Source organism: Blautia luti (genome assembly GCF_033096465.1).
In the GTDB taxonomy this organism is placed as follows: Bacteria; Bacillota; Clostridia; order Lachnospirales; family Lachnospiraceae; genus Blautia_A; species Blautia_A luti.
Genome location: NZ_AP028156.1, coordinates 1,138,853 through 1,165,340, shown reverse-complemented (window position 1 = coordinate 1,165,340; position 26,488 = coordinate 1,138,853). Strand labels below are relative to the sequence as shown.

The 26,488-nt window shown below is 42.9% G+C and carries 17 protein-coding genes and 1 pseudogene; 3 read left to right on the top strand and 15 right to left on the bottom strand.

Features of this window, described 5'->3' with window-relative positions:
- Positions 1–237: 237 nt before the first annotated feature.
- Both R8695_RS05365 and R8695_RS17860 read left to right on the top strand, forming a co-directional pair.
- Entirely contained in the window at positions 238–978 is a 741-nt protein-coding gene (locus R8695_RS05365; protein ID WP_154779744.1) for a TraX family protein, read from the top strand.
- Between the two features lie 83 nt (positions 979–1,061).
- Entirely contained in the window at positions 1,062–1,148 is an 87-nt protein-coding gene (locus tag R8695_RS17860; protein WP_416385737.1) for a hypothetical protein, read from the top strand.
- On the opposite strand, the gene R8695_RS05360 is transcribed toward R8695_RS17860, so the two are convergent.
- From R8695_RS05360 to R8695_RS05295, 14 genes and pseudogenes are all read right to left on the bottom strand, one after another.
- Positions 1,135–1,956, bottom strand: coding sequence for a transglutaminase domain-containing protein (locus R8695_RS05360; protein WP_154779743.1), 822 nt, complete (start codon positions 1,954–1,956; stop codon positions 1,135–1,137). The genes R8695_RS17860 and R8695_RS05360 overlap by 14 nt on opposite strands.
- 2 nt (positions 1,957–1,958) lie before the next feature.
- Positions 1,959–2,627 carry an LbetaH domain-containing protein gene (locus R8695_RS05355; protein WP_118508648.1) on the bottom strand — a complete coding sequence of 223 codons (669 nt, stop codon included), beginning with the start codon at positions 2,625–2,627 and terminating at the stop codon, positions 1,959–1,961.
- A 62-nt stretch (positions 2,628–2,689) separates the two neighbouring features.
- Positions 2,690–3,275 (bottom strand): annotated as a pseudogene (locus R8695_RS17650) (DNA topoisomerase); the annotation flags it as partial.
- 373 nt (positions 3,276–3,648) lie between these two features.
- A complete protein-coding gene (locus R8695_RS05345; protein ID WP_154779742.1) occupies positions 3,649–5,019 on the bottom strand; it encodes a fibronectin type III domain-containing protein in 1,371 nt (456 codons plus the stop codon).
- 111 nt (positions 5,020–5,130) lie between these two features.
- Positions 5,131–5,901, bottom strand: a complete 771-nt coding sequence (locus R8695_RS05340) for a hypothetical protein (protein ID WP_154779741.1) — start codon at positions 5,899–5,901, stop codon at positions 5,131–5,133.
- Between the two features lie 115 nt (positions 5,902–6,016).
- Entirely contained in the window at positions 6,017–15,028 is a 9,012-nt protein-coding gene (locus R8695_RS05335; protein WP_167515444.1) for a leucine-rich repeat protein, read from the bottom strand.
- A gap of 202 nt (positions 15,029–15,230) precedes the next feature.
- On the bottom strand, positions 15,231–15,899 hold the full coding sequence (locus R8695_RS05330; RefSeq protein ID WP_118508644.1) for an LbetaH domain-containing protein: 669 nt from the start codon (positions 15,897–15,899) through the stop codon (positions 15,231–15,233).
- Positions 15,900–15,953: 54 nt separating this feature from the next.
- Positions 15,954–18,125: a DNA topoisomerase gene (locus R8695_RS05325; RefSeq protein WP_154779739.1), complete on the bottom strand. Its 2,172-nt coding sequence runs from the start codon at positions 18,123–18,125 to the stop codon at positions 15,954–15,956.
- A gap of 1 nt (position 18,126) precedes the next feature.
- Positions 18,127–18,882: a formate/nitrite transporter family protein gene (locus R8695_RS05320; protein ID WP_118508643.1), complete on the bottom strand. Its 756-nt coding sequence runs from the start codon at positions 18,880–18,882 to the stop codon at positions 18,127–18,129.
- Between the two features lie 179 nt (positions 18,883–19,061).
- Positions 19,062–20,111 carry a selenide, water dikinase SelD gene (gene selD / locus R8695_RS05315; protein ID WP_154779738.1) on the bottom strand — a complete coding sequence of 350 codons (1,050 nt, stop codon included), beginning with the start codon at positions 20,109–20,111 and terminating at the stop codon, positions 19,062–19,064.
- A 117-nt stretch (positions 20,112–20,228) separates the two neighbouring features.
- On the bottom strand, positions 20,229–20,465 hold the full coding sequence (locus R8695_RS05310; protein WP_154779737.1) for a putative Se/S carrier protein: 237 nt from the start codon (positions 20,463–20,465) through the stop codon (positions 20,229–20,231).
- Between the two features lie 201 nt (positions 20,466–20,666).
- Positions 20,667–21,752 carry an aspartate-semialdehyde dehydrogenase gene (asd, locus tag R8695_RS05305; protein ID WP_154779736.1) on the bottom strand — a complete coding sequence of 362 codons (1,086 nt, stop codon included), beginning with the start codon at positions 21,750–21,752 and terminating at the stop codon, positions 20,667–20,669.
- Between the two features lie 135 nt (positions 21,753–21,887).
- Complete coding sequence (argH, locus tag R8695_RS05300) at positions 21,888–23,267, bottom strand: argininosuccinate lyase (protein WP_154779735.1); 1,380 nt, start codon at positions 23,265–23,267, stop codon at positions 21,888–21,890.
- A gap of 87 nt (positions 23,268–23,354) precedes the next feature.
- A complete protein-coding gene (locus tag R8695_RS05295) occupies positions 23,355–23,993 on the bottom strand; it encodes an epoxyqueuosine reductase QueH (protein WP_465220655.1) in 639 nt (212 codons plus the stop codon).
- Positions 23,994–24,155: 162 nt separating this feature from the next.
- Between R8695_RS05295 and R8695_RS05290 the strand changes: the two genes are divergently transcribed.
- Positions 24,156–25,535 carry an MATE family efflux transporter gene (locus R8695_RS05290; RefSeq protein ID WP_154779734.1) on the top strand — a complete coding sequence of 460 codons (1,380 nt, stop codon included), beginning with the start codon at positions 24,156–24,158 and terminating at the stop codon, positions 25,533–25,535.
- Here the strand turns inward: R8695_RS05290 and R8695_RS05285 are convergent.
- Positions 25,489–26,394 (bottom strand): phosphatidylserine decarboxylase, encoded by a 906-nt coding sequence (locus R8695_RS05285; RefSeq protein WP_154779733.1) that lies wholly within the window; start codon positions 26,392–26,394, stop codon positions 25,489–25,491. The genes R8695_RS05290 and R8695_RS05285 overlap by 47 nt on opposite strands.
- Positions 26,395–26,488: the final 94 nt, after the last annotated feature.

The window sequence follows — 26,488 nt, the reverse complement described above, 5'->3', positions numbered from 1 at the left end:
AAGTATAGATTAACTTCATGTTGTTATACTCATCACTATATGGAACTGCTGAAAGAACCATATAGTGTAAATCTCTGAAGTCTGCTGAATTACTTCAGAAGAGTATGCCTAACAACCTAGTGTTATTTTCTCACAAAAGTGTTGATTCGTCCAGTCATAATTTGTAAAATTTTTAACTATCTTTGATTTTTTTGTGGTAAAATAGTTCTAATTTCTATTAATGAAAGGATTTCTATTATGACAACAAAGTTACCTGCTTCCTTTCTCCCTGCAAAATTTCAGGTTCTGAGCGGAAGCGCTTTAAAATTAATTGCTATCACCCTGATGCTGATTGACCATACCGGCTTAATGATCCTGTATAATTATCCTGCCACAACTGCAACCCTTTTCAGTTTCGGCGGCGTGGATTACAGCTGGTATCGGATTTTCCGGGATATCGGCAGGGCCGCTTTTCCAATTTTCTGTTTTCTGTTAGTGGAAGGATTTCTGCATACACATAACCGTAAGAAATATGGCCTGAATCTGTTTCTATTTGCATGTATCTCTGAGATTCCATGGAACTTCATGTTTACCAACACCTGGAGATATGAAAAACAGAATGTATTTTTCACCCTGTTTCTGGGATACCTGGCATTCTGTGCCCTGGAATACTTTTGGGATAATCAGAAAATGCAGCTTGTCTGCGCGCTGGCACTGCTGACTGTCTCTGTGTTTCTAAAGGCAGATTACGGATGGCGGGGATTTGTATTCCTGCTGATCATGTACTGGTTCCGCAACGATAAAACCGCCCAGGCGATCATCGGAAGCTGCTGGCTTTATTATGAATGGAAGGCATGTTTTGCCTTTCTGTCTATTAACATGTACAATGGCAAACGTGGATTTGTAAAAGGAAAATTTCTGAAATATATTTTTTACTGGTTTTATCCGGTGCACATTACCATTCTGGTAATCCTGAGAAAACTTTTATTTCATATGTAATCCTTCTTCAGCAAAAGCTTCTCTCCCCTCAATTGTAGCAGGCTGCGGTAACCGAATTCGGACAATATACCGCAAAGTGGGGCGTGCAGATTGCAGGAATGATTTTCCAAACATGCTCTAACGCAAAAAAGATGCAGAAAAACTGCATCTTTTTTGTTATCTCCAACTGACTTTTCCATTATTTATATTCAAGGCATATGTCTTATCACATCTTAATCTGTATGGATATCTGTTTCTTCCCACAAAAAACAGGTTCGCATCGGGATGCCCGTTCTGCATACTGCAGTCTATCATTTTCCACCCGGAATCAACACGCACTTCACACCATCCATGGGGAGACAGAGGATGAGCCGGGCCCCAGGCGGTCACAGCTCCCATGGCAGCTCTGCTGTCATATCCCAGTACTCTGGCAATATACGCCATAGTTATCCCATAATAATAGCAGTCTCCACATTGTCTGGTAAACATATACCGGGCATAGGACGGCAATTGCGAAGCTCCGGGCGGTGTATCGCCCTTACCCACATACGGATATTTTCTCAACGCATTAAAACATTGCTTCAGACGATTTCTCTGCCTGGAAGCAGGATTTGAATTCTTCATCACAAAATCTACTGCCATCTTTATTTCATTTGACGTAACTCTGGTGCCGGATTTATCTACATAATAATATCCTTTAGATTTAGAACCCACAATTTTGTTTTTCGCCATAGCATAGTCAGCTGCAAAATAGTAATACTGTTTTCCGATTTTTTTCCAACCTCGGACACGCCGGCCGCTCTCTGCATAATATTTGTGCCTGTTTTTTATATACCATCCGGTATATAAGTCGCCATTCTCATCAAATACCTTTCCCTTTTTCACTGTCACAGTAAAATCAAAAGTAAGTGAAGAGGCACCGTATGCAGTCAGAGCCAGCGACAGCACCATTGCAACAGATAACACTACAGAAAAAATAATCTTTACCGGTTTTTTCATTCTCACTGTTTCTCCACAACTTCTGTTTTTGACTTATAAATGTGATTTGCAGGTACGCAGCCTCTTACTGAGGAAAGTGGATAAATGTTGCAACAGCGTCCGATCACAGTTCCGGGATTTAATACGGAACCACATCCCACTTCTACGTTATCTCCAAGCATTGCGCCGAATTTCTTCAGGCCTGTTTCAATCTTCTCGTCACCGTCTTTTACAACTACCAGTTTCTTGTCAGATTTTACATTGGAACAGATGGAACCTGCACCCATATGGGATTTGTAGCCGAGAACTGCATCGCCTACATAATTGTAGTGCGGAACCTGTACCTTGTTGAAAAGTACCGCATTCTTTAATTCCGTAGAATTACCTACTACTGCACCCTCACCTATAATTGCTTTTCCGCGTATAAATGCACAGTGGCGTACTTCTGCTTCTTTACCTATGATGACCGGACCGTTGATGCAGGCTGTAGGTGCCACTTTGGCACTCTTGGCGATCCATACATCTTCTGACGGGTGGTCGTATTCTTCTTCACTTAAGGTCTGTCCCAGTTTCAGAATGAAATCTCCGATCTCCGGTAATACTTCCCATGGATATGTTTTTCCTTCAAATAAATCCTTTGCGATTGTTTCGTTCAGATCCAGAAGGTTTGCAATTGTAAAATCTTTTAACATAATATTTTCCTCTTTTCTCTCGCTATGATGACATGTTTTCTTTTATCTGTCACAAATACACACTACTTTGAAGCAGACGGCTTTCTGTAGGTACGTGACCGGCCTGTTCCGGACGTTGTTCTGCCTGATGTTTTCGTTCCGGATTTCGCAGCTGCATCTTTATAGTTGACTGCTGCTGCATCAAAGAACTGTCTCAGGTATGGCTGGATGTTACTATCCTCTACCTGTTTGGTACGAAGCCGTACAAAATGCTCCAGCTTGTCCATATATTCCTGTTCTGTAATACTGCCCTCTGCCACATAATTCAGTCCTTTTTCCCAGCTTGCAGTCAGTTCCGGGTTCAGAAAGCTGTCTGATGGAACAGTTTACCACATCGAAGATCATCTCTCCCAGAAGAGTCGGTGTGATCACCTGGGTTTTCTTGTTCAGTGACAGATATTTGATATTGAACAGTTTCTTAAGAATCTCTGCTCTGGTGGCACTGGTTCCGATTCCGCAGCTTTTAATCTGAGCACGGAGTTCCTCGTCCTCGATAAGCTGTCCTGCATTCTCCATTGCAAGAATCATGGAACCGGAGTTGTAACGCTTCGGTGGTAATGTCTCACCCTCTTTGATGCTCAGGCTGTCCACAGAAAGTATATCACCTTTATAGCGGATTACGGAATTGCGGATCAGATAGCCCTGAGATCTGGTACCGAAATAGCACTTTTTCCCATTAATCGTATGCCAGCTGCACCAGCGGTGTCCTTTGCTGTTGAAATAATAGCATTTGTTATCAATCTTTAAATATACATTTCTGGCAATGGTATTGTCTTTTTTGTACCGATATGTCCAGTAATCACCATCCACTACAAATTTCCCGGGTGCCGCTTTCCGGGCAGTTCCCAGTGTAAATGCATAGACGGTAGCAGCACTGAATGCAAAGGAAAAAAGCAGCGCAGACAACAGAATTATCAGCAGGTTTCTTTTCTTTAATAAAATTTTTCTTTTTCTTTTCATAATAATACTCACTCTTAATTATTTACTGTATCCGTGTCCATCCATTTCCCATGAGATCTGTATAGGCTTCCAGCACCTCAGTCTTCGAGGAAAGATATACCAGATGGGCTTCCGGGGATGCGTCCAGATAATAGGTTGATCCGTTCACCACTACTTCTACATTATAATGGTCAGATCCCATGATCATATTCTGAGGATAGCGTTTAGGATTATCGTGGATCGCAGAACGCAGTTTTGCTTTAAATCCCAGTGCCTGGTAAACTTTCACCATCACCTGACCGGCGGAATAACAGTTTCCTTTCTGTGAAGCAATTACTGTTTTCATATCATATACGTTGGCATATGAGAAATCGCCTACAAAGTATCTCGATACCAGCAGAAGCTGTGTTTCTTTGTTGCTGGTGGTCATTCTTATATCTCTTGCCATGTTCTGCACCCATTTATTAATATAATCATTGCCGGATGCGACAATTACTGTAAATGTCTGTACCTGATTTCCCACTTTCATTGTGATCACAGCAGTTCCTTCTTTTACTGCTTTCAGCTTATAAGCATTTTTGCCGGAAGCAGTAACCTGTACCACTTTCTTATTGCCGGAATACCATTTTACACTGCTGTTTGACTTATAGTAAGTGGTTGTTTTTCCTTTCAGCAGAACAAGCCTGGATGGATTATTATACACAATGGCAGGAGTCTTTTTCTGCAGGTCTATGGAAATTCCGTTTTTGTCATAATTTCCCCTTGTTTTGGTCTTGCTGTTATAAGTTCTGACTGTATAAGTATTCACCTTTCCAGGTTCGAATTCTGTATCTGTATAAGTTGTAACAGAACTTTTCACACTGCCGATCTTTTTCCATTTTCCATTCTGTTTTCTGTAAATATGGCAGTAGTTTCCACGGGTGATCTCACTTCTATCGCTCTTTTTCCATGCGATTTTTACTCCTGTTTTCTCTTTGTCCATGGATATGCCGGAAATCTTTACAGTTTCCGGAAGGATGGTAAATTTGACTCCTTTTTTATCATAGTTTCCGTATTTCTTTGAGTTTTTGTTATATGCTTTGACTGTGCAGGCGTATTCTTTTCCAACCTGGAAATTCACTCCCGGCTGATAGGTGATCTGGCAGCCTCTTTCGGAGCTTTTCATAGAGCCCGCTTTCTGCCATTTGCCGCCGCTGGCTTCCCTGAGATATACTACATAGCTTGTGGCGTTGGTTGTCTTATTCCAGATTATCCGGATAGTATTGCTGCATTCATCTGCTTCCACACTTACCATCTTTACAGTACCAGGCTTCACAGAAGTGGCAGCCTTTACTGTGCCGGGCAAAGCCAGACACGCCAGGATACAACAGATTACTGCCAGGAATGCTGTCAGCTTTTTCTTCATATTCTCCATATCTTTTTCCTTCTTCTAAAAGTTGTTATCTTTTTCACTGAAACAGGGGACACCGGCCAAGCCGACGTCCCCCGATGAAATCACATGTTTACACAGGCCGTTTTATTTTTGTCAGGATAAGTACATTGTACAGGATAATGAACCGCCTGTCTTTGTGTTAACCAGATCAACAGTAATTTCATTTCTCTGATTCTTTGTCAGATTTCCTGCATGAAGTGACAGAGCAGAAACACCTCCCTGAGCACTGGTAGAAATACCTCTCTGAAGTTTATTATTTGCATCATAAGTTCCAATTCTTCTAATTTTCCATCCAGATGCTGCCTTACAGGTAACGGTCGCATTTTTTACATTTTTGGACAGTTTTAAATCTGAATAACTTTCATTTTTAAATTTGCCTGCAAGATTGCTGCTGCTTCCATTTTTAACACCTGTAACAGTCAAACTTGATATCGGATTCGTATACGCCTTTACTGTAACTTTAGAAGTATATTTTTTACTTCCAATTTTGAAAGAAATATTGGCGCTGCCAGCTTTCTTTGCCCTGAGTTCTATAGAATAGCTGTAACCTGATCCCTTATTTCCTTTCATACCGCTTTCAAAATACTGATTTTCATAACTGTATGTGTTTCTATACAGAGAATACGGCGCTAATACAGCACTCTTACTGGACTTCACAGAACTCTTGGATATTTTCTGTGAGGAAGTAAGGTTTCCTACATAAATGCTGGTATAACTACTGTTACTGTTTTTGCTGGTCATATACACAGTCTGCCTCTTTGAATAACTCGGTCCTGACGCAGCACTTACAGTAAATGCCATCGTGGTGCATACCATAATCGCAGTCAGAATGATGCAGGTTAACTTTTTAAACGTTTTCTTCATATTCCATCCTTCTTTCTTTTTCATATTTAGACATATTGACAAAAAACAGCCTGCAGATTCCATCAATATAATTACATATTACTAAACTATTGTGTGAAAGTCAATGCGAAACGTCCTATTTTACCGTTACTGTTATAGTAATTTTCTGTTTGCCTGATTTCACCGTAATTTTAGCTTTTCCTGCTCTCAATCCTTTTACCACACCTTTGCTGCTTACAGATACTCTCTTTTTATCAGAGCTTACATAAGTAATCTTTTCTCCTGCTGTAAATGGTGTAAGAACCGGTTTTAACGTTGTTGTCTTTCCCTTTTTCAGGATAATGTTCTTCGGCAGGCCGGATATTTTTGTGGTTTTTACTGTACTGCTCTGGACTTTGACTTTGATCTTTTTGCTCAGTCCGCTTTTCAGCTTTACAGTTACAGTTGTTGTTCCCGTTTTCTTCTGGGCAGTCAGTTTACCGTTGCCGGAAACTTTTACTATCTTTGTATCGGCAGATTTCCAGGATGTTACTTTATCCCCTTTAGCCATAGTAATTTTCAGTCCTGAAGTCTGCTGTCTGGTCTTCAATGTAATGGAGGATACATTTACTTTTAACACTGGTTTCAGCTTCGCAATGGAAACCTTTTTTTCATATCCGCATACAGAGCAGGTTTTCACTTTTTCCCCTGCCTTGAAGACTGTTGGCCGTCTGGTTGTTTTATATCCGCCATAGGAGTGCTGATGTACTTCTCCTGTATCCTGAATTGTCACTTTAATATCTTTTCGCAGTGAAGTTCCCGGAATCTTCACGATCACAGCTGCTTCGCCCTGCATGATTCCCTTTACAGCGATCTTCCAGGTTCCTGTTCCCGTCTTCTGTACCCTGACGATCTGCAGAAATTCTTCAAAAGAAGACATGATTTCCGGCGTCAGGTTATCCACTTCACTTCCTGCTTCTCCATTCAATTTCAGGTCAAATTGTGTAATTCCACCACACGCGGTCTGAATATTTTCCGGTACGGATAATGTCATATCTCCGGTGTTTCGTGTCTGGTATTTCACAGGTTTCACAGCAATCTGGCTGTAGCTTGTTACAGTCCCCGGAATATTGATGCTGCAGGCTTCTCCTGTTTTCAATGTTTTATCTTTAAACCGGAAAGTATAAGCATCCGCATATACGGTTCCATCCAGACTGGTCTGTGATGTATCATATTCCAATGTATAAGAAATATTTTTGTCCTGCGCATCTTTCAGTACTACAGTATTTACCGTATCCGGTGTCATATATTTCGTAAATCTGATCGTTACATAATCTTTCTTTGTTTCCGTCCAGAGAACTTCCGGTTTCTGTGTTGATCTCATGCTGATATGAACTTCTGTCTGTGGCGGCGGTACCTCCATCCAGTCACTGTATGCTGTTTCATACCCTTCCTTCTCATATTTAACCTGCCAGGTTCCTTCCGGCACATCCCAGGAATAAGTTCCATCCATATCTGTCATGACAGGATTATTCTGGTCATATTCCTGTGCATTCCACAGAACCGATTTTCCATTCTTATCTTTATAATAGACCGTGGCTGTTACATCGCTCAGGCGGTTATCTGTCACTGCCTCATATACATATCCGCTTGGGTCAATGATCCAGGTTAAAGGAGTAGTGATAAAAGTTTCAATTAGACTGTCTCTCGCACCTGCCCAGCCCTTTTCTTCCAGAAGATCTGCCACATACCCCAGTGATTTGGATAATGCCCAGCATGCGGCCCAGGCACCAACATTGCCGGTTGACATTTCCGCACCTGCCGCCATATCAAAAAATGCTCCAAAATATCGCATCAGAAGGACTGTAGTTGCCAGATTTCTTGCATCCTGAACTGCCTGCTTTTGAGCTTCCGACATTCCCGGACGGATCTGCATATCCAGTTCCCACATTTTGCCCATATATTTATAAGTTGCTTTACCTGCATCGTAAGCAAAATCAATGACCGAAGATGCAGATTCTGTAGGTGTCATATCCCCAAATTCAGAGAACAGATAGTAAGCCAGGTCGTCTTCTGCCATAGTTTTGATAGAGGACTTGAATACCCAGGTCTTGAAAGTATCTGTGATACCATCATACTGAATGGTGAGATAGTCAGTACGATTATCTTCTGTATGGAGGACATAATATTTGACACCATTGACAGTATATTCTTTCGCAATGTCTTTCAGAAGATCTGATATGTCAAATGCGGCACCTGCTGAAAAGTTTTCTCCGTCCCCGCCGGCAGAGAATTCCTCAGTTTCAGAACTTCTGCCCTGATTCTGAACATACCCATTCTTCAACAGATATTCATATAACTCCCGGGCAGAAAAATCATTATATTCATAGGTAATCTGATTTCCATCCTTCAGTGTTGCCACACAGCTTAATGAATTTTCATCAGAACTCAGGATCTTCAATTTTTCGTCTGAAAAATCATGCTGCTTTTTGTAATCATTTATAATCTTATGTCCGGCATCTTCATCCTTCATATTTTTGATCTCATCATATGTCAGATTATATTTCACACCAATGGTTCCCGGTACATAACTGCTGTTGCTGCCATCAAATTTGCCGCTGGTGACATAACAGCCTTTTGTGTTATTCCATTCTGCCTTCAGATATTTAACAGTTCCATTTCTTGTACTTGTCACATACAGATTATTAATTTTTTCCCTGTTACTCATCTTTACAGTAAATGTATATTCGTAATTCGGGTTAAATGTAATGGTATTCTGAAGCTGTGTCTTATCTGTCAGATCAAACACCCTGTTGTAATAATTCATACTGGAATCATGTCCCCAGTAATAAAGCTTCAGTTCTTCCAGAACAGGACTTTGTTCGGAATATACAACAGACGCTGTTTGTTCAATGATTCCGCTTTCTGTTTCTGTAGTTACTTTAATTTTATAGGCAGTATCATCCTTCGGATTGCTCAATTTCAGGTTTTTGCTGTATTTTCCTGCTTTTGAGCTGGATGCAGTACCACAGGCTTTTCCATCAATGTAGAAATTCACCTTACTGCTTCCCGGTGCGGTTCCGGATACTTCAAATTCTGCTTTATTAATTTCAGATGGTGCTTCCAAAGTCATTACCGGCAGATCAGAGTCAATACAGTCAATGAAATCCGTCCCCTTCTGACCTTCGTAAGTATAAGAAAGTTTCGCCAGAGTAAACAGATTTCTGGACTTGCTTGGATTTAAAGAAAATCTTACTGTCTGCGCTGCTTCTTTTACAGGAACAGACAGAATACTGTTTCCGAAAGTATAATCTGTACACCTCTTTCCTCCGACCATAATAGTCTGTTCCAGAAGAGTCATATCAGACGGTATTACGAACTGCAACTGCATTTTCGATACCTTTTCTTTTACCTCTTCTTTCAGTTCATAGGACGCGATCAGATCTACATACCCGCTGCTTCCCATGGTATTGGTAGTGTAATAGGATTTCTCTGTATTCAGTACTTTTCCATCTTTATTGTCCCCATCTGTAATATATACAGGAATGTTGTGTTTTATTGCATATTCTGCTGCATAGGCTGTGCTTTTACAATAGATCACCACATTGCTGCATCCATCGAATACATGATCTTCAATTGTAACTGTACTTTCCGGAATATCGATCCGGTTCAAAGAAGCGTCACTGTCAAAAGCCTGATTTTTCAGCTCTGTCAGACCGTTTCCCAGAGCAGACACATATACCAGGTTTCTGCATTGTGCGAATGCACGGTAGCCGATCTGCGTAACTGTTTCCGGTATCTTCACAGTGATCAGTCCGTCACAGTCTGCAAAGGAATATTCTCCGATCTGGGTCAGGCCACTGTTCAGTTCAATTTCCGGAAGACCTTTGCATCCTTCAAATGCCGCAGTTCCAATAGTCTTTAATGTAGCCGGCAAAATCACATATCTTAAGTATGACGCATTCTGGAAAGTTCTGTCCGGAATCTTCGTTACCCCTTCCGGAATCACAATCTTTTTCAATTTTCTGTTATTGCTCCAAATATCGCTACCTGCCATTTTAAGATTCATAGGATAACTGCATGAGGTCAGCTCTGTACAGTCTGCGAACGCACGATAACCGATATTTTCCACACTGTCCGGAAGAATCATCTCCTTCAGACCTGTGCACCCTGCAAATGCATACTCTCCCACAGAAGCCACCTGATCCGGGATATTAATCTGTGTAATTCCACTGCAGCCTTCAAATGCTGCATTTCCAATAGTTTTCAGACTGTCCGGAAGTTTTATATTCTGAAGACAGGACGCACTGTGAAATACATGAGGTGCCAGAGTTTCCACTCCTTCTGGAACAATTATTTCTGTCAGATTTTTATCTCCCTGAAATGCATTATCAGCTCCGGAAGTCAGGGATTTCGGATAATTGATCTTTTCCAGTGCAGCGCATCCAGCAAATGCCCGGTATCCATAACTTTCCAGTCCATCCGGAAGTGCCAGTTCTTTTATGCTGGTACATCCATAGAAGGCATATTCTCCAATAGATGTTACATGCTCCGGAATCTGTATCTGACTAATTCCACTACACCCATCAAATGCTGCATTTCCGATTACCAGCAGACTGTTCGGAAGTGCAACTTTCTGCAGGTAAGATGCACCGTGGAATGCATGAGATGCCAGAGTTTCCACACCTTCCGGAACAGTTATTTCTGTCAGATTTCTGTCTTCTTCAAATGCATTATCAGCTCCACTGTTCAGAGATAACGGATAATTGATTTTCTTCAGATTTGCGCATTTCGCAAATGCACGATAATTATAGTAATTCAGGGTGTCAGGCAAATGTAGCTCTGTCAGACCGGTACATTCATAAAAAGCATACTCTCCGATTCCTTTCAGTTGAATCGGTAATTGTATTTCTTTCATGGACGTACATCCTCTGAATGCTTCATTCCCAATATATTCTGTATTCGCACCCAGCCTTACAGTAGTAAGAATTGTACAGTTTTTAAAAGCTGCCGCACCTATTGTGGTCAGTTCTGACGGCAGAATGATCTCTTTCAGCTCCTGATTGTTCGCAAACACAGAGTTTCCAAGTTCTTTTACTGTGTATCCTTCTATCTGTGCAGGAATCACTACTTTACTTCCGGTTCCCTTAAATTTCGTAATCCGGATATCATTTCCGTTTATTTTGCTGTACTCAAAATCTTCCTGCGGATTTTCCTGTCCCTTTTCGTAATTTGGAGTTCCTGTAATATTAATAGCAGATCCATCTGCAGTACTGTCTATATAGGCAACCTGGAACTGGTATTCCTCATGCCAGAAATAGATTCTGTAATTTCTGCCTTTTACAGCTTTGTTATAGTTCCATTTTCCATCACTGTCTGTATATATCTGAGTTTCTGTTTTTCTCTCATCTTTGTTATATATAGATATAAAGACCTTTTCGACTCCTTTTCCTGTCTGATCTGTTACTTTTCCATAGATCAGAGCATCCTCAGAATCCAGCCTCTGTGCCACGAAATTGAAGCCGTTTTCCTCTGCCCACTGCTGAGCATAAGTGTTTGCTTCTCCGTAAATAGTCAGCTTGTTTTTATCACAGTTTCTGAATCCATCTGAAATTTCTTTTACATTTCTGCCAATCCATATCTTCGTCAGGCTGGTGCAGTTCTCAAATGCACGATATTTAACAGAAGTAACGGAATCCGGCAGGATGAGCCTTTCCAGTGCACTGCAGCCTGTAAATGCAAATTGCCCTATAGTAGTCAACGTAGAAGGAAGACTGATATCTGTAAGATAAGCGGCACTGTCAAATATACGATCAGGAAGAACCATTACCCCTTCGGGTACTTCCATACTTTTGAGGCTGGTACAGTTTTCAAAACATCTGGATCCGGACTGAATGAGCCCTGCCGGATAATGAATCTTTTTAAGTGCTGTACAATTGGAAAATGTACGATATCCCATAGATGTCACACTGTCTGGCAGCTGCACTTCTTTTAGCGCACTACAGCCATTAAATACATATTCTCCCAGAGAAACTACCCCATCAGGAATATGGATTTGCCGCAGAGCAGTACAGTTCTGAAATGCTGCATTTTTTATTTCTTTCAGGCTGCCAGGCAGCTGCACATTCTGCAGATAGGACGCTCCATCAAATGCGTGAGCTGCAATTATTTCTGTACCATCCGGTATTATGATCTCTGACAGTGTTTTATCATTCTGGAATGCATTTGCTCCTCCCTCTTCCAGTTTCAGCGGGTAATTGATACTTTCCAGAAGTTCACAATCGGAAAATGCACGATAGCCATAACGTTTCAAGCCATCCGGCAGTATCAGTTTCTTCACCTTTCTGCAATCCTGAAAAGCATATTCTCCGATTTCCGTCACACTGTCCGGAATATCTATTTCTGTCAGACCGGTGCAACCCTGAAATGCCGCATTTCCTATCTTCGTCAGTCCTGCCGGAAGAGTGATCTTTTTCAGACAGGATGCATTCTGGAACGCTCCCGGCGCCAGTGTCTTCACACCTTCCGGTACTGTGATCTCTGTCAGTTTCGTATCATTCTGAAATGCTCCGAATGCCCCGCTGGTAAGTGAAATAGGATAATTGATCTTCTCCAGATTACTGCAATCTGCAAATGCCCTGTATTCATAACTGGCCAGACTGTCAGGCAGCTGCAGTTCTGTCAGACCGGTACATCCATAAAATGCATATTCTCCAATCCTGTTTAACTGTATCGGAAAATCTATTCTGCTCATTGCAGTACATCCCTGGAAAGACGCATTTCCAATTTCTTTTAGCGCTGCATTGAATCTTACAGTGGTAAGCATTTTACAATTTCTAAACACTGCTGTTCCTAATTTTTCCATGCCAGAAGGCAGCACAATTTCTTTCAGGCTCTGATTATTTTCAAAAACAGAATTTCCAAGTTCCTTAACAATATATCCATCAATCTCTTCCGGGATCACAACTTTATTTCCGTTTCCCTTATAGGCCGTGATCCGTATATCATTCCCGTCGATCACATCATATGTAAAGTTTTCAGCTCCATCTGCTTCTTCATTCTCATAGATTCTGGTTCCTGTCATATCTACAGTCTGTGATGAATTTCCCACTGTACATTCCACATAGGAATTCTCAAACCTATATAATTCATGCTGGAAATAAATCCTGTATTTTTTTCCTGGAACTGCTTTCGCATATTTCCATCTGCCGTCCGCATCTGTATAAATCTTTCCTTCTGTTCTCTGTCCTGCTTTATCATAGATCATCACAAGAACATTATCGATGCCCCGGCCTTTTTCATCTTTTACGCAGCCCTGAAGTTCTGCATCATCCTGGTCTATGGCACCTGCCATAAAAGAAAATCCATTGTTCTTTGCCCATTCTTCTGCATAAGAAGATTTTTCTCCATAGATCACCAGACTATTTTTATCACAATTGTAAAAACTTTCATTCATGCTGGTCATCTTTGACCCGATCCATATCTTCTTCAGATTCTCACAGTTCTGAAATGCCCTGTATCCAACACTGGTCACAGATGAAGGCAATGTAATGCGGTCCAGGGAACGACAGCCCCCAAATGAAAAACTTCCAATCGTCTGTAATGTGGAAGGCAGCATAATTTCTTCCAGATATCCCGCATTTTCAAACATCCGGTCAGGAACAGCTGTTACACCTTCCGGGATTTCCACACGTACCAGGCTGCTGCAATTGGAAAAAATTTCAGAACCTGCATTAACAACTCCTGCAGGATAACTGATTTTTGCCAGGGCTGTACAGTCTGCAAATGCCCTTTGTCCAATCGTAGTCAATGTCTGCGGAAATACTGCCTCTCTCAAAGCATTACATCCGGAGAATGCGTAATCTCCAATCTCTGTTACACTGTCCGGAATACTGATTTCCCGCAGATTTCTGCAATTTTGAAATGCTGCATTACCAACCTTTATAAGCCCTTCCGGAAGAGTGATCTTTCTCAGATATCCTGCATTCTGAAATGCTCCCGGTGCCAGCGTTTCCACACCCTCAGGCACTGCGATCTCTGTCAGTTTCACATCATCCCGAAACGCATCAGTTGCTCCGCTGATGAGAGATATCGGATAATTGATCTTCTCCAGATTGCTGCAGTCCGCAAATGCACAATAGCCATAACTGTTCAGGTTGTCTGGAAGTTTCAGTTCTTTTATCCCGGTACAGCCATGAAAAGCATATTCTCCAATCTCTGTCACACTGTCCGGAATACTGATTTCCGTCAGACCGCTGCAACCCTGAAACGCAGCATTTCCAATCTTTATAAGTCCTGCCGGAAGTGTAATCTTTTTCAGACAGGATGCATTCTGGAACGCTCCCGATGCCAGTATACTTACCCCTTCCGGCACTGTAATCTCTGTCAGTTTCGTATCATCCTGGAACGCATTGTCTGCTCCACTGACGAGAGATACCGGATAATTAATCTTCTCCAGATTGCTGCAGTTCGCAAATGTTCGGTACCCATAGCTTTTCAGACTGTCAGGCAGCTGCAGTTCTGTCAGGCCAGTACATCCATAAAACACATATTCTCCTAAGCTTTTTAAACTATTTCCAAATGTCACAGTTGTCATAGAAGTGCATTCCATGAATGCAGCATTTTCTATAGAAGTTACCCTGTTGGGAATAGTTATGGACTCAATCGAAGAATTGCGAAACGCACTATTCCCGATCACAGTCACTGTATCCGGGATCTGAACCTTTTTTACAGAGGAACCTGCAAATGCCCGGTCTGAAATTTTCTGAACTGTGAAACCGTCTATTTCAGAGGGGATCACTACTTCCGTTTCTTCTCCTTTATAAGATGTGATTCCTATATAACTTCCATTTAGTTCTTCATATGTAAAATCTCCTGCTGATACTGCTGCTTTCTGTACAGTATCTCCCTCCGTGTTCTCTTCGGCACTGTCGTCCGTCGTGCCATCCGTCCACTCCGTTTCTTCTCCTGAAGAAAACTCATCCACCTCAGTCTCCTGAGATGTATCTTCTGACACACTTCCGCTGTCAAAAGATTCCTCTTCTTTGCTCTCCTCACCGGATGAAAATATTTCACCGAATTCTGCTGCATAAGCCGCCGTACTCTGCAGACTCATGATTGCAGCAAGTATAACTGCCGTGACCTTTTTAGCCAGTTTCTTCTTCCTCATACTTTTTCTTTTTCCTTTCTGAGCATTTCCAGCTCGGTTCTTTTTCATAAACAAATTATATAAACAGAATTTGTTTTTTTCAATATGATTTGTATATTTTAACCAGTTATTTAAATTTGAAAATACGAAAAAAGCCGCCAGCAAAACACTGACGGCATATCCATTTTCTATTCTGTTATTTTCAATTCTATTTTCAGCTGATTTACTGTTTCTCTACAACTTCTGTTCTTGATTTGTAGATGTGATTTGCCGGTACACAGCCTCTTACTGAGGAAAGTGGGTAAACGTTGCAGCAGCGTCCGATAACAGTTCCCGGATTTAATACGGAACCGCATCCTACTTCTACGTTATCGCCCAGCATTGCGCCGAATTTCTTCAGACCTGTTTCGATCTTTTCGTCACCGTCTTTTACCACTACCAGTTTTTTGTCGGATTTTACGTTGGAGCAGATGGAGCCTGCGCCCATGTGGGATTTGTAGCCAAGGACTGCATCACCTACATAGTTGTAATGTGGAACCTGCACTTTGTTAAAGAGTACGGCGTTTTTCAGTTCTGTGGAATTTCCTACTACTGCACCCTCTCCTACGATTGCTTTACCGCGGATAAATGCGCAGTGGCGTACTTCTGCTTCTTTGCCGATAATAACCGGGCCGTTGATGCAGGCTGTTGGTGCTACTTTGGCGCTCTTTGCAATCCATACATCTTCTGACGGGTGATCATATTCTTCTTCACTTAAGGTCTGACCGAGTTTCAGGATGAAATCACCGATTTCCGGTAACACTTCCCATGGATAAGTTTTTCCTTCGAATAAATCTTTTGCGATTGTTTCGTTCAGATCCAGAAGATTTGCAATTGTAAAATCTTTTAACATAATATTTTCCTCTCTTCTCTCGCCATGATGACATTTTTCTTCCATAAATGCATACTACTTTTGGGCGATCGGTTTCTTGTAGGTACGTGACCGGCCTGTTCCGGACGTTGTTCTGCCTGATGTTTTCGTTCCGGATTTCGCAGCTGCATCTTTATAGTTGACTGCTGCTGCATCAAAGAACTGTCTCAGGTATGGCTGGATGTTACTATCCTCTACCTGTTTGGTACGAAGCCGTACAAAATGCTCCAGCTTGTCCATATATTCCTGTTCTGTAATACTGCCCTCTGCCACATAATTGAGTCCTTTTTCCCAGCTTGCGGTCAGTTCCGGGTTCAGAAGCTGTCTGATGGAACAGTTTACCACATCAAAGATCATCTCTCCCAGAAGGGTCGGGGTGATCACCTGTGTTTTCTTGTTCAATGCCAGATATTTGATGTTAAACAGCTTCTTAAGGATCTCTGCCCTGGTAGCGCTGGTGCCGATTCCGCAGCTCTTGATCTGAGCACGGAGTTCTTCGTCCTCGATCAGCTGTCCGGCATTCTCCATTGCCAGGATCATGGAACCGGAATTATAGCGTTTCGGCGGTGATGTCTCGCCTTCTTTGATACTCAGGCTGTCCACAGAAAGTATATCACCTTTTTTCAGGTTCTGCAATGCAGCCAGAAGTCTGGTATCGCATGCCATATCTTCTGAGGAATTGTCTGAGCGGTTCTTTCCATTGTCTGGATCATCTTCTTCGTTTCCGGTATTTCCTGCTGTGCCGGTTCTGTTTCCACCACTCATGGCATCTGCTGCCTTTCGCTTTGCAAAAGAGTTTGTGGCAACTTTCAGATAGCCTTCCTCCAGCAGTACTTTAAATGAGGAAAAGAAACTCTCATTCTGGATCTTTGTCACAAGGCTGACCTTCTGATATACGGCAGGCGGATAGAAAATACATATAAATCTTCTGACGATGGTCTCATATACGCGCTGTGCGGTAAGAGAGACACTCTTTAATGCATTTAATCCCTGACCGGTTGGTACGATGGCATAGTGGTCGGTGATCTGCTTATCGTTGACATATCGGGTCTTCGCCAGATTTTTGTAATTGCCCTGTTCGATAATGTGCTGTGCAATCTCTGCTGTATGCTCATAATTACGCAGTCCAGAGATATTTTTATAAATCTCCTTTGCTGCCGCAGTTGATAACACACGGGCATCTGTTCTCGGATAAGTGACCAGTTTCTTCTCATACAGTTCCTGTACGATCTTTAATGTCTCATCCGGGCTGATCTTGAACAGCTTGGAACAGACATTCTGAAGTTCTGCCAGGTTAAACAGTAATGGCGGATTCTTATTTTCTTTCTTTCGCTCTACTTTATCTACGGTACATTGCAGAGGCTGATTTACAGATAATTCCTGGATCAGTTTCTCTGCATATGCTTTCTCTTTAAATCCGTTCTCTTTATACAGATAAGGAGTCTGGAAATATCTGCTGCCTTCCACAGCTCTCCATTCCCCCTCAAAGTTTTCTCCCTCAAGGGCAATGCTGCTGAGCACACGGTAAAACGGAGTTTTCACAAAGGCACGGATCTCGCGTTCTCTTCGCACTACCATTCCAAGTACACAGGTCATGACTCGTCCTACGGAAATAGCCTGATACTTCGTATTTAAATAATTCGACACACTGTTTCCATAACGCAGGGTCAGTACACGGGAAAAATTGATTCCCATGAGATAGTCTTCTTTCGCCCGAAGATAGGCTGAAGCAGAAAGATTATCATAAGATGACAGATCCTTTGCCTCTCTGATTCCTCGCATGATTTCTTCTTCTGTTTGGGAGTCGATCCAGACTCTCTTTTCTTTTTTTCCATGAACGCCTGCCATCTGTGCGACCAGGCGGTAAATATATTCTCCCTCGCGTCCGGAGTCGGTACACACATAAATCGTGTCCACATCCTCTCGATTGAGCAGTCCTTTTACAATCTCGAACTGCTTCTGAACGCCGGGTATCACTTCATATTTAAATTCGCGCGGCAAAAAAGGCAGGGTATCTAAACTCCACCTTTTATATTTGATATCATATTTTTCCGGGTAGCTCATGGTGACCAGATGTCCTACACACCAGGTCACCACGCTGTCCTGAGATTCCAGGTAGCCATCCCGTCTTTGTCCGTTGATCTTCAAAGCTTTCGCGAATTCCTGTGCCACACTGGGCTTTTCGGCTATGTATAAAGCTTTTGACATATTATTTATCTGCACTCATCTTTCTGAGCGGCCATGCCAGCAACAGGGCACCGCCCACCATATTTCCTAATGTTACTACTACCATGCTTTTGATCATGGCTCCGATGGATAATCCAGGTACCAGGCAATATGCGGTAACAAAGATTCCCATGTTTGCGATGCAGTGCTCAAATCCACTTACAACGAATCCTGAGATACACATGGTGATCATCAGAAATCTTCCTGCATCACTCTTTAATTTCATTCCGCAGAGTACACCGAGGCAGACAAAGAAATTACAGAGCACTGCTCTGAAAAACATCTGTCCAAGTGGAATACTCAGCTTGTTTCCGATAAATCCTGCAAAATAATCCGCAGTTCCGGATGCTCCTGCCCATGCAAAAAGCAATGCCATGATGAAACATCCGACAAAGTTCCCAAGGTAGCTTACGCCCCATACCTTGCCTGCTTCTTTCCAGCTTACCTGCTTGTCAAAGGCTCCGAACGCCATTACCATATTGTTTCCGGTAAAAAGTTCGCCGCCTACGAAGCTGATCAGAAGAACTGCGATGGAGAACACTAAAGCTCCCAGGAATTTTCCCCATTCAGGCATGGTCTTGGAGAAAACGTTTCCAACTACATTACTGTAGATCATGGCCATATCAATGAAAAAGCCTGCCATGACCGCACGGATAAAGTACTTGAAAAAGTTAGTGTTTACCAGGTTACTCTTGGCTTTCGCCGCGTTTGACACTTTCTGTACATCTTCGTAATTCATAACTACACCTCCGCAATGTATTTTATTGAGAACATTATATCATTTTGATAACTGTTTAACAACTGAAATCGTCAAACAATTCCAGAATTTTTTATACAGATTTGTAATTATGCACAATTATATCCGAAGATTTTTTAGTTTAGTTTCTTTAGCTTTGTAGTTATCTGCTCAATTCTGAACTACTCAAAAACAACTGCCTTATCCTGTGGCTCTGTCACATATCCAATAATGCCGCCAAAGATATCCATGCCAGAAAGCTCTTCGGCGAGAGCATCTGCTTCTTCCGCCGGAACTGCGAGCAAAAGTCCGCCAGATGTCTGCGGGTCAAATACCAGATCCTCCATCCAGAGTTCTTTGATCCCGCTTCGCACTTCACTGCCTGCAAAATCACGGTTTCTGTATGCACCCTCTGGAATCAGGCCCATCTGTGCGTATTCTTTTACTCCCTCAATGATCGGAAGTTTCTCAGACTGAATCACCAGAGTCTTATGGCTGCCTCTTGCCATTTCCAGACTGTGTCCTGCAAGGCTGAAGCCGGTTACATCTGTGCAGCTGTGGATCGTATATCTGGATGCGATCTCTGCTGCATATTTGTTCAGCTTCGCCATGATCTTCTGAACTCTCCCGATTTCTTCCTGAGTTGCCATCTCTGCCTTGATGGCAGTGTTGAGAATTCCGCATCCCAACGGTTTGGTGAGGATAAGAGTATCACCTGCTTCGGCACCGTAGTTCTTCCACATTTTATCCGGATGTACGTAACCTGTTACGCAGAGACCGTATTTCGGTTCTTTGTCATTGATGGTATGTCCCCCTGCAAGGACTGCTCCGGCTTCCATGACTTTGTCTGCTCCGCCACGCAGGATCTGTTCCAGCACTTCCGGACCAAGGCAGTTCGGAAATGCTACCACATTTAATGCCAGTTTCGGAACGCCACCCATTGCGTAGACATCGCTCAGTGCATTGGCTGCTGCGATCTGGCCGTACATGTACGGGTCATCTACTACCGGCGGGAAGAAGTCTACGGTGTGGATCATCGCCAGTTCATCATTGATCTTGTATACTGCTGCATCGTCTGATGTCTCCGGGCCTACCAGAAGCATCGGATCTGTAAATTTCGGAAGTTTGCCCACTACCTGTGCCAGAACTTTCGGACCGATCTTTGCACCGCATCCGGCTGCGCTGGCCAACTGTGTGAGACGTACTTTGTTTTTATCTGTTTCGTTTCCCATAAGTTTATTCACCCTGATTAATTTCAATGTTCAAAATCAATTGTACCATGGTTTCATCTATCCGTCAAAACACCGGGTTTCTGTTACCTATTGGATAATACGATAAGTCCGGAGATTTTATATAAGAATCCGATAAATCTTCTCATATTCCAGATCCTGTTCTTTTATATAAGAAGTAGTTTCTTCTTCCCCCTGTTCCCCGCATTTCCATGCAAGACCGCAGGATGCGGATATTTCTCTTGGTACGGGGATCAGTCTGCCTGCAAACTCGGTTTTCTTGCATTCCCGCTCCATGGCGATTGCCTGAGTGGTAGTTCCAAAAGTTACTACTGTTGTCAGAACTTTTTCTTTCATGATCATTTTCCTCTCTATCAGATGTGTTCCTATTTTAACCTACCTGGAATATTTTTGCAAACCTTATCCTTTGCCAGATGGATTTCATAACCCTATGGTTTTGCGCCGCACCTACAAGACCTGCCACTGGCAGCTTCCTACTGATGCATGGCAACAAAAAGAGACGCCGACATCGACGCCTCTTTCATTATTTTTTATAAATTATTTCGCCTGAATATATCCTTTGGCTTTTAAGGTTTCAGCACAGAGAACTGCTCCGCCTGCTGCACCTCTGACTGTGTTGTGGGAAAGTCCTACGAATTTCCAGTCATATACAGTGTCTTCACGAAGACGTCCTACAGATACGCCCATGCCGTGTTCGAAGTTTACATCCTCTGTTACCTGTGGACGGTTGTCCTCTTCCAGGTACTGGATGAACTGCTTCGGAGCGCTTGGAAGCTCTAATTCCTGTGGAAGTCCTTTGAACTCTACCAATGCTTTGATCAGCTGTTCCTTGGTTGGTTTTTTACGGAATTTAACGAATACGGCTGCTGTATGTCCGTTCAGTACCGGCACACGGATACACTGGCATGTGATCACTGGTTCTGTAGCCGGTTTGATCACACCATCTTCTACTTTACCCCAGATCCTTAACGGCTCTTTCTCACTCTTCTCTTCCTCTCCACCGATGTATGGAATGATGTTTCCAACCATTTCCGGCCAGTCTTTGAATGTTTTACCTGCTCCGGAGATTGCCTGATATGTGGTAGCAACTACTTCATATGGCTCGAACTCTTTCCACGCAGTTAATACAGGAGCGTAGCTCTGGATAGAGCAGTTCGGTTTAACAGCGATAAATCCGCGTGTTGTTCCAAGACGTTTCTTCTGAGATTCGATTACCTCGAAGTGTTCCGGGTTGATTTCCGGCACTACCATCGGTACGTCCGGTGTCCATCTGTGGGCACTGTTGTTGGAAACAACCGGTGTTTCTGTCTTCGCATATTCTTCTTCGATCTTCTTGATCTCTTCTTTTGACATATCTACAGCAGAGAATACGAAGTCAACTGTGGAAGCAACTTTCTCTACTTCATTAACGTTCATAACGACGATCTTCTTAACAGATTCCGGCATCGGAGCGTCCATTTTCCATCTTCCGCCTACTGCTTCTTCATAAGTCTTTCCTGCGCTTCTTGGGCTTGCGGCCAGAGTAACAACCTCGAACCATGGATGATTTTCAAGAAGTGAGATAAATCTCTGTCCTACCATACCTGTAGCACCTAAAATACCAACTTTAAGCTTTTCACTCATAATTAAATCTCCTCGCTTATTTCCATTCGCAGATGGCGTACATGGGCAAATCCAATGTCCTTATTTCGCGTACATCTGTCGTTCTTGTACATACTATACCATATTAAAGCAAAATGCAAGCTTTTTTTACATTTTTTAGTTCTCTTCCAGATATTTTCTGTTCTCTGCGATCACTTTCTCCATCACATCCGGACCCGGAGCACCGATGGTCATACGTTTCTCCACACAGGTCTTCATGCTGATGGCTTCGTAGATATCCTGTTCAAATACTGGACTGATCTCTTTGTACTCTTCCAGTGGAAGTTCATCCAGAGAAATTCCCTTATCAATACAGGTAAGCACCAGACGTCCTACGATACCATGTGCATCACGGAAAGGTACACCGTGATTTACCAGATAATCTGCAGCATCTGTTGCATTGGTAAATCCGTTCTTTGCGCTTGCTTCCATATTCTGTTTGTTGAACTGCATGGTAGAGATCATACCTGTAAAGAGAGCCAGACAGCCTTTTACAGTATCAATGGCGTCAAATGTAAGTTCTTTATCCTCCTGCATGTCTTTATTGTATGCAAGCGGGATTCCTTTCATGGTTGTAAGGATAGAGGTTAAAGCTCCGTATACACGGCCTGTTTTACCTCTTACAAGCTCTGCGATATCCGGGTTCTTTTTCTGCGGCATGATACTGCTGCCTGTACTGTAGGCATCGTCGATCTCCACGAAACGGTATTCGTTGGAGTTCCACATGATGATCTCTTCACAGAAACGGCTCATATGCATCATAATTGTGGAAAATGCAGACAGAAGTTCGATCACGTAGTCTCTGTCTGATACGGAATCCATGCTGTTTCTGGTAGGACCGTCGAAACCGAGAAGTTTCGCTGTGTATTCTCTGTCAAGCGGATAAGTTGTTCCTGCCAGGGCGCCTGCACCCAGAGGACAGGTGTTCATTCTCTTACGGATATCTGCAAGTCTGCTTCTGTCACGTACGAACATTTCGAAATATGCACCCACATGATGAGCCAGAGTAACCGGCTGTGCTTTCTGGAGATGTGTGAATCCCGGCATGTATGTGTGAACATTCTCTTCCATGATCTTCTGGATGGCTTCCAGAAGTTTCTTTACCAGTTCGTCTGTTTCGTCAATCTCATCTCTTACGTAGAGTTTCATATCCAGAGCAACCTGGTCGTTACGGCTTCTTCCTGTGTGAAGCTTCTTACCTGCATCACCGATCCTGTCGATGAGGTTTGCTTCTACGAAGCTGTGGATATCTTCGTATTCAGATGTGATCTTAAGTTTGCCGGATTTCACGTCTGCAAGGATTCCATCGAGTCCTGCTTCGATCTGCTCTTTTTCTTCTGGTGTCAGGATTCTCTGTTTGGCAAGCATTGCTACATGTGCTTTACTGCCTCTGATATCCTGCTCATAGAATTTCTGGTCAAAGGAGATGGATGCGTTGAAGTTATATACAAGTTTGTCTGTTTCTTTTGTGAAACGTCCGCCCCAAAGCTGTGCCATAGTGTTATTCCTCGTTTCTTCTTATTTTTATAATTACTTTTACGTGTTAGTGTAACATATTTTTGTCCGATTGCAAAGTAGGTAGTTTTACTGAGATTTATTTCGATTTTCCGCTTCTCTTCTGGAATATACGCATCCACAGTAATTCTGGCGGTACAGGTCGTATTCCCGCGACAGTTCTATAGAACGCTTGTACCCGTTTTTCTTCTTAAAATCAGAAGGAAGATGAGGAACGTGGTAAATTCCTGCCAGTTCTTCTCCTATCTCATTAAGTTTCGCCGCATTTTTCAGCGGGCTGATAGTAAGAGTGGTGGTAAAATAATCATATCCGCCTTCTACAGCCAGTCTGGCTGCTTCTTCCATACGCAGACGATAACATTTAAAGCAGCGTTCCCCGCCCTCCGGTACCTCTTCCAGACCTTTCGCCATCTGGAAAAATTCCTGAGGATCATAGCGTCCCTCTATCAGTTTCACAGGATGAACAAATTCCATGGTATCCACCAGACGGGTGATCTCATGTACCCGTTTCCGATATTCTTCTTCCGGAAAAATATTGGGATTATAATAAAAAACTGTAATGTTAAAATATTTCGACAGATATTCCAGCACATAACTGCTGCAAGGCGCGCAGCAGCTGTGCAGGAACAGACGGGGAACCTTATTTTCTTTTTGTATCTGATCTATCAGTTTCTCCAGTTCTTTCTGGTAATTTCGGGCATTCAATATTTTTCTCTCCTTTTTTGTTTTCTTTATTCTATCCCAGCCGGCAGCCAAGTGCAAGTCCACACGCTATATCTCTTGACATCCCCCTCCATTACTGCTATATATAAAACAGAAGAAAAACCTGGTGTCCCGTGCATCAGGTTTTATAATGAACGAGGATAAAAAATGAATACAACTACAGATCTTGGAACAACGCCCATGAAACGTCTGGTTTTACAGCTTGCGCTGCCCTCCATGGCCGCTCAGTTTGTAAACGTTCTCTACAGCATTATCGACCGTATGTACATCGGACATATTTTCGGCGACGGCGCACTGGCACTGGCAGGCGCAGGTGTCTGCGGTCCCGTGGTAACACTGCTGACTTCCTTTGGAACCCTGGTTGGAATCGGAGGTTCCATCACCATGGGAATCCGCCTTGGTGAAAAAAGCGAAAAGAAAGCCCGCCAGGTTCTGGCGAACTCTTTTCTCATGTTATGCATCTTCTCCCTGCTTCTCACTGTAAGTTTCCTTCTTCTGAAAGATCAGCTTCTGATGCTGTTCGGGGCAAGTGATGCAACTTTTTCTTATGCCAATACTTACCTGACCATCTACACAGCAGGAACTTTTTTTGCACTGATGGCTACAGGGCTTAATTACTTTATCAACTGCCAGGGATTCCCTCTGGTGGGAATGACCACCGTTTTTATCGGTGCCATTGCCAATATTATTCTGGATCCGGTGTTTATTTTCGCACTGCATATGGGCATTGCCGGAGCTGCTATTGCCACTGTGATCTCACAGTTTCTCTCCTGTGCATTTGCCATGCTCTTTCTCTTCGGAAAGAATCCAGGGAAAAAGGTTCCTGTTCGGATCACCTTTAGTCAGTACAGTTCCCGGGTGATGAAACGGATCATCGCACTGGGATTCTCCCCTTTTCTGATCCTTGCCACTGACAGCCTGATCCTGATCATCATGAATGCTGTCCTTCAGAAATACGGCGGCGCAGAGCAGGGAGATATGTTCATTACCTGCGCAACCATTGCACAGAGCTATCTGCTTCTGATCACCTCTCCCATGATCGGGATCAGCGGAGGCACCCAGGCCATTTTAAGCTATAATTATGGTGCCAAAGATATCCGGCGGGTAAAATCTGCAGAGAAAAATATCCTGGGAGTAATGCTGATTTTTACCACCCTTATGTTCTTTCTCTCCAGGATCGTCCCGCAGTACTTTGTCCGGCTGTTCACTACAGACCAGACTTATATGAACTTCTCTGTATGGACCATCCGTACCTATACTTTGATGATCATTCCTTTAAGTTTTCAGTATGTTTTCGTAGACGGACTTACTGCTCTGGAGCGTCCGAAGACAGGACTTGCATTATCGGTATTTCGTAAAAGCCTGTTTGTGCTCAGTGCCGTGATTCTCCCCCAGTTTTTCAGTGCCCGGAGTGCTTTTTTCGCAGAACCTGTCTGTGACGGTATCAGTTCTGTGATATCTACCATCACGTTTCTTCTGATCATTGAGAAACATCTGCAGAAACGGCTCCATGCTGTCGTTTCCTAGTTTCTCCAATGCGCTCTCCCATCTTCACGATGGTCTCATACCCTTCTTCTGTATTCTCCAGCAGATCATGATCCAGACGAACTTTGCCATGCTGGAGAAGCAGAATGATGGTAGATCCTCCAAATTCAAATCTGCCTTTCTCCTGTCCCTTCTTTACCCCACAGTTTCCACGCCAAAGATTGGTGATCTTTCCCACCATCATGGCTCCTACTTCCATCATAAGAATGGTTCCGAACTCTTTTGTTTTCAGAAGAGTATATTCTCTGGCATTCTCCCTGTAGATGGGAAATACCTCATTTGCTGCAGGATTCACTGTATGATATACTCCCGGCAGTGTCACATTCACGGATTTCTCTCCATCTGCCACATAGCAGTAATGATGATAATCGTCCACTGTCAGGCGAAAGACCATGGCATAACCGCCCAGGTACCTGTCTGCCAGTTTCTTATTTCTCAGCAGATGCTCCACTGTATATTCCGTATCCTTGATAAAAAATCTGGAACCCTCGCCAATCCTGTATACAGAAAGCTTCCCGTCACATGGACTGACCAGAATATTCTTCCTTTCATCTATCGGACGTTCTCCCTCTCTGATCCTTCTGGTAAAGAAATCATTCCAGGAAGAAAATTTCTGCTTCTCATACACGCCAAGATCGATCCGGTTCTTCTCCACAAATCCCGGCACAAACCTGGCAGAAAGACCTGTATTCAAAAACACTCCTGCCATCTTTGACACAAAGGGCTGTACCAGAACTCTCAGACAGAGTCTTCCTCCCCGGTCATTGTAAAGATGACGCAGGAATTTATCCTGTTCATTCTCTTCTACTGTTACATTTCCTTTTCTGTCAATATATTTCATCTGCATATCCCCCAATTTATCCCTGAACTAAACATCCAACTTAATTCTAATTCCCACAGATTTTCCTGTTATGCAAAAGGCCGCTGCTTTTCCT

What these genes read in the sequence shown, in the direction of transcription:
- R8695_RS05310 (WP_154779737.1), bottom strand. Translation starts at nt 20,465, where the DNA reads ATGAAAGAAAAAGTTCTGACAACAGTAGTAACTTTTGGAACTACCACT.
- R8695_RS05365 (WP_154779744.1), top strand. Translation starts at nt 238, where the DNA reads ATGACAACAAAGTTACCTGCTTCCTTTCTCCCTGCAAAATTTCAGGTT.
- R8695_RS05285 (WP_154779733.1), bottom strand. Translation starts at nt 26,394, where the DNA reads ATGAAATATATTGACAGAAAAGGAAATGTAACAGTAGAAGAGAATGAA.
- selD (WP_154779738.1), bottom strand. Translation starts at nt 20,111, where the DNA reads ATGGGAAACGAAACAGATAAAAACAAAGTACGTCTCACACAGTTGGCC.
- R8695_RS05325 (WP_154779739.1), bottom strand. Translation starts at nt 18,125, where the DNA reads ATGTCAAAAGCTTTATACATAGCCGAAAAGCCCAGTGTGGCACAGGAA.
- R8695_RS05360 (WP_154779743.1), bottom strand. Translation starts at nt 1,956, where the DNA reads ATGAAAAAACCGGTAAAGATTATTTTTTCTGTAGTGTTATCTGTTGCA.
- R8695_RS05345 (WP_154779742.1), bottom strand. Translation starts at nt 5,019, where the DNA reads ATGGAGAATATGAAGAAAAAGCTGACAGCATTCCTGGCAGTAATCTGT.
- R8695_RS05340 (WP_154779741.1), bottom strand. Translation starts at nt 5,901, where the DNA reads ATGAAGAAAACGTTTAAAAAGTTAACCTGCATCATTCTGACTGCGATT.
- R8695_RS05290 (WP_154779734.1), top strand. Translation starts at nt 24,156, where the DNA reads ATGAATACAACTACAGATCTTGGAACAACGCCCATGAAACGTCTGGTT.
- R8695_RS05320 (WP_118508643.1), bottom strand. Translation starts at nt 18,882, where the DNA reads ATGAATTACGAAGATGTACAGAAAGTGTCAAACGCGGCGAAAGCCAAG.
- asd (WP_154779736.1), bottom strand. Translation starts at nt 21,752, where the DNA reads ATGAGTGAAAAGCTTAAAGTTGGTATTTTAGGTGCTACAGGTATGGTA.
- R8695_RS05335 (WP_167515444.1), bottom strand. Translation starts at nt 15,028, where the DNA reads ATGAGGAAGAAGAAACTGGCTAAAAAGGTCACGGCAGTTATACTTGCT.
- R8695_RS05355 (WP_118508648.1), bottom strand. Translation starts at nt 2,627, where the DNA reads ATGTTAAAAGATTTTACAATTGCAAACCTTCTGGATCTGAACGAAACA.
- R8695_RS05330 (WP_118508644.1), bottom strand. Translation starts at nt 15,899, where the DNA reads ATGTTAAAAGATTTTACAATTGCAAATCTTCTGGATCTGAACGAAACA.
- argH (WP_154779735.1), bottom strand. Translation starts at nt 23,267, where the DNA reads ATGGCACAGCTTTGGGGCGGACGTTTCACAAAAGAAACAGACAAACTT.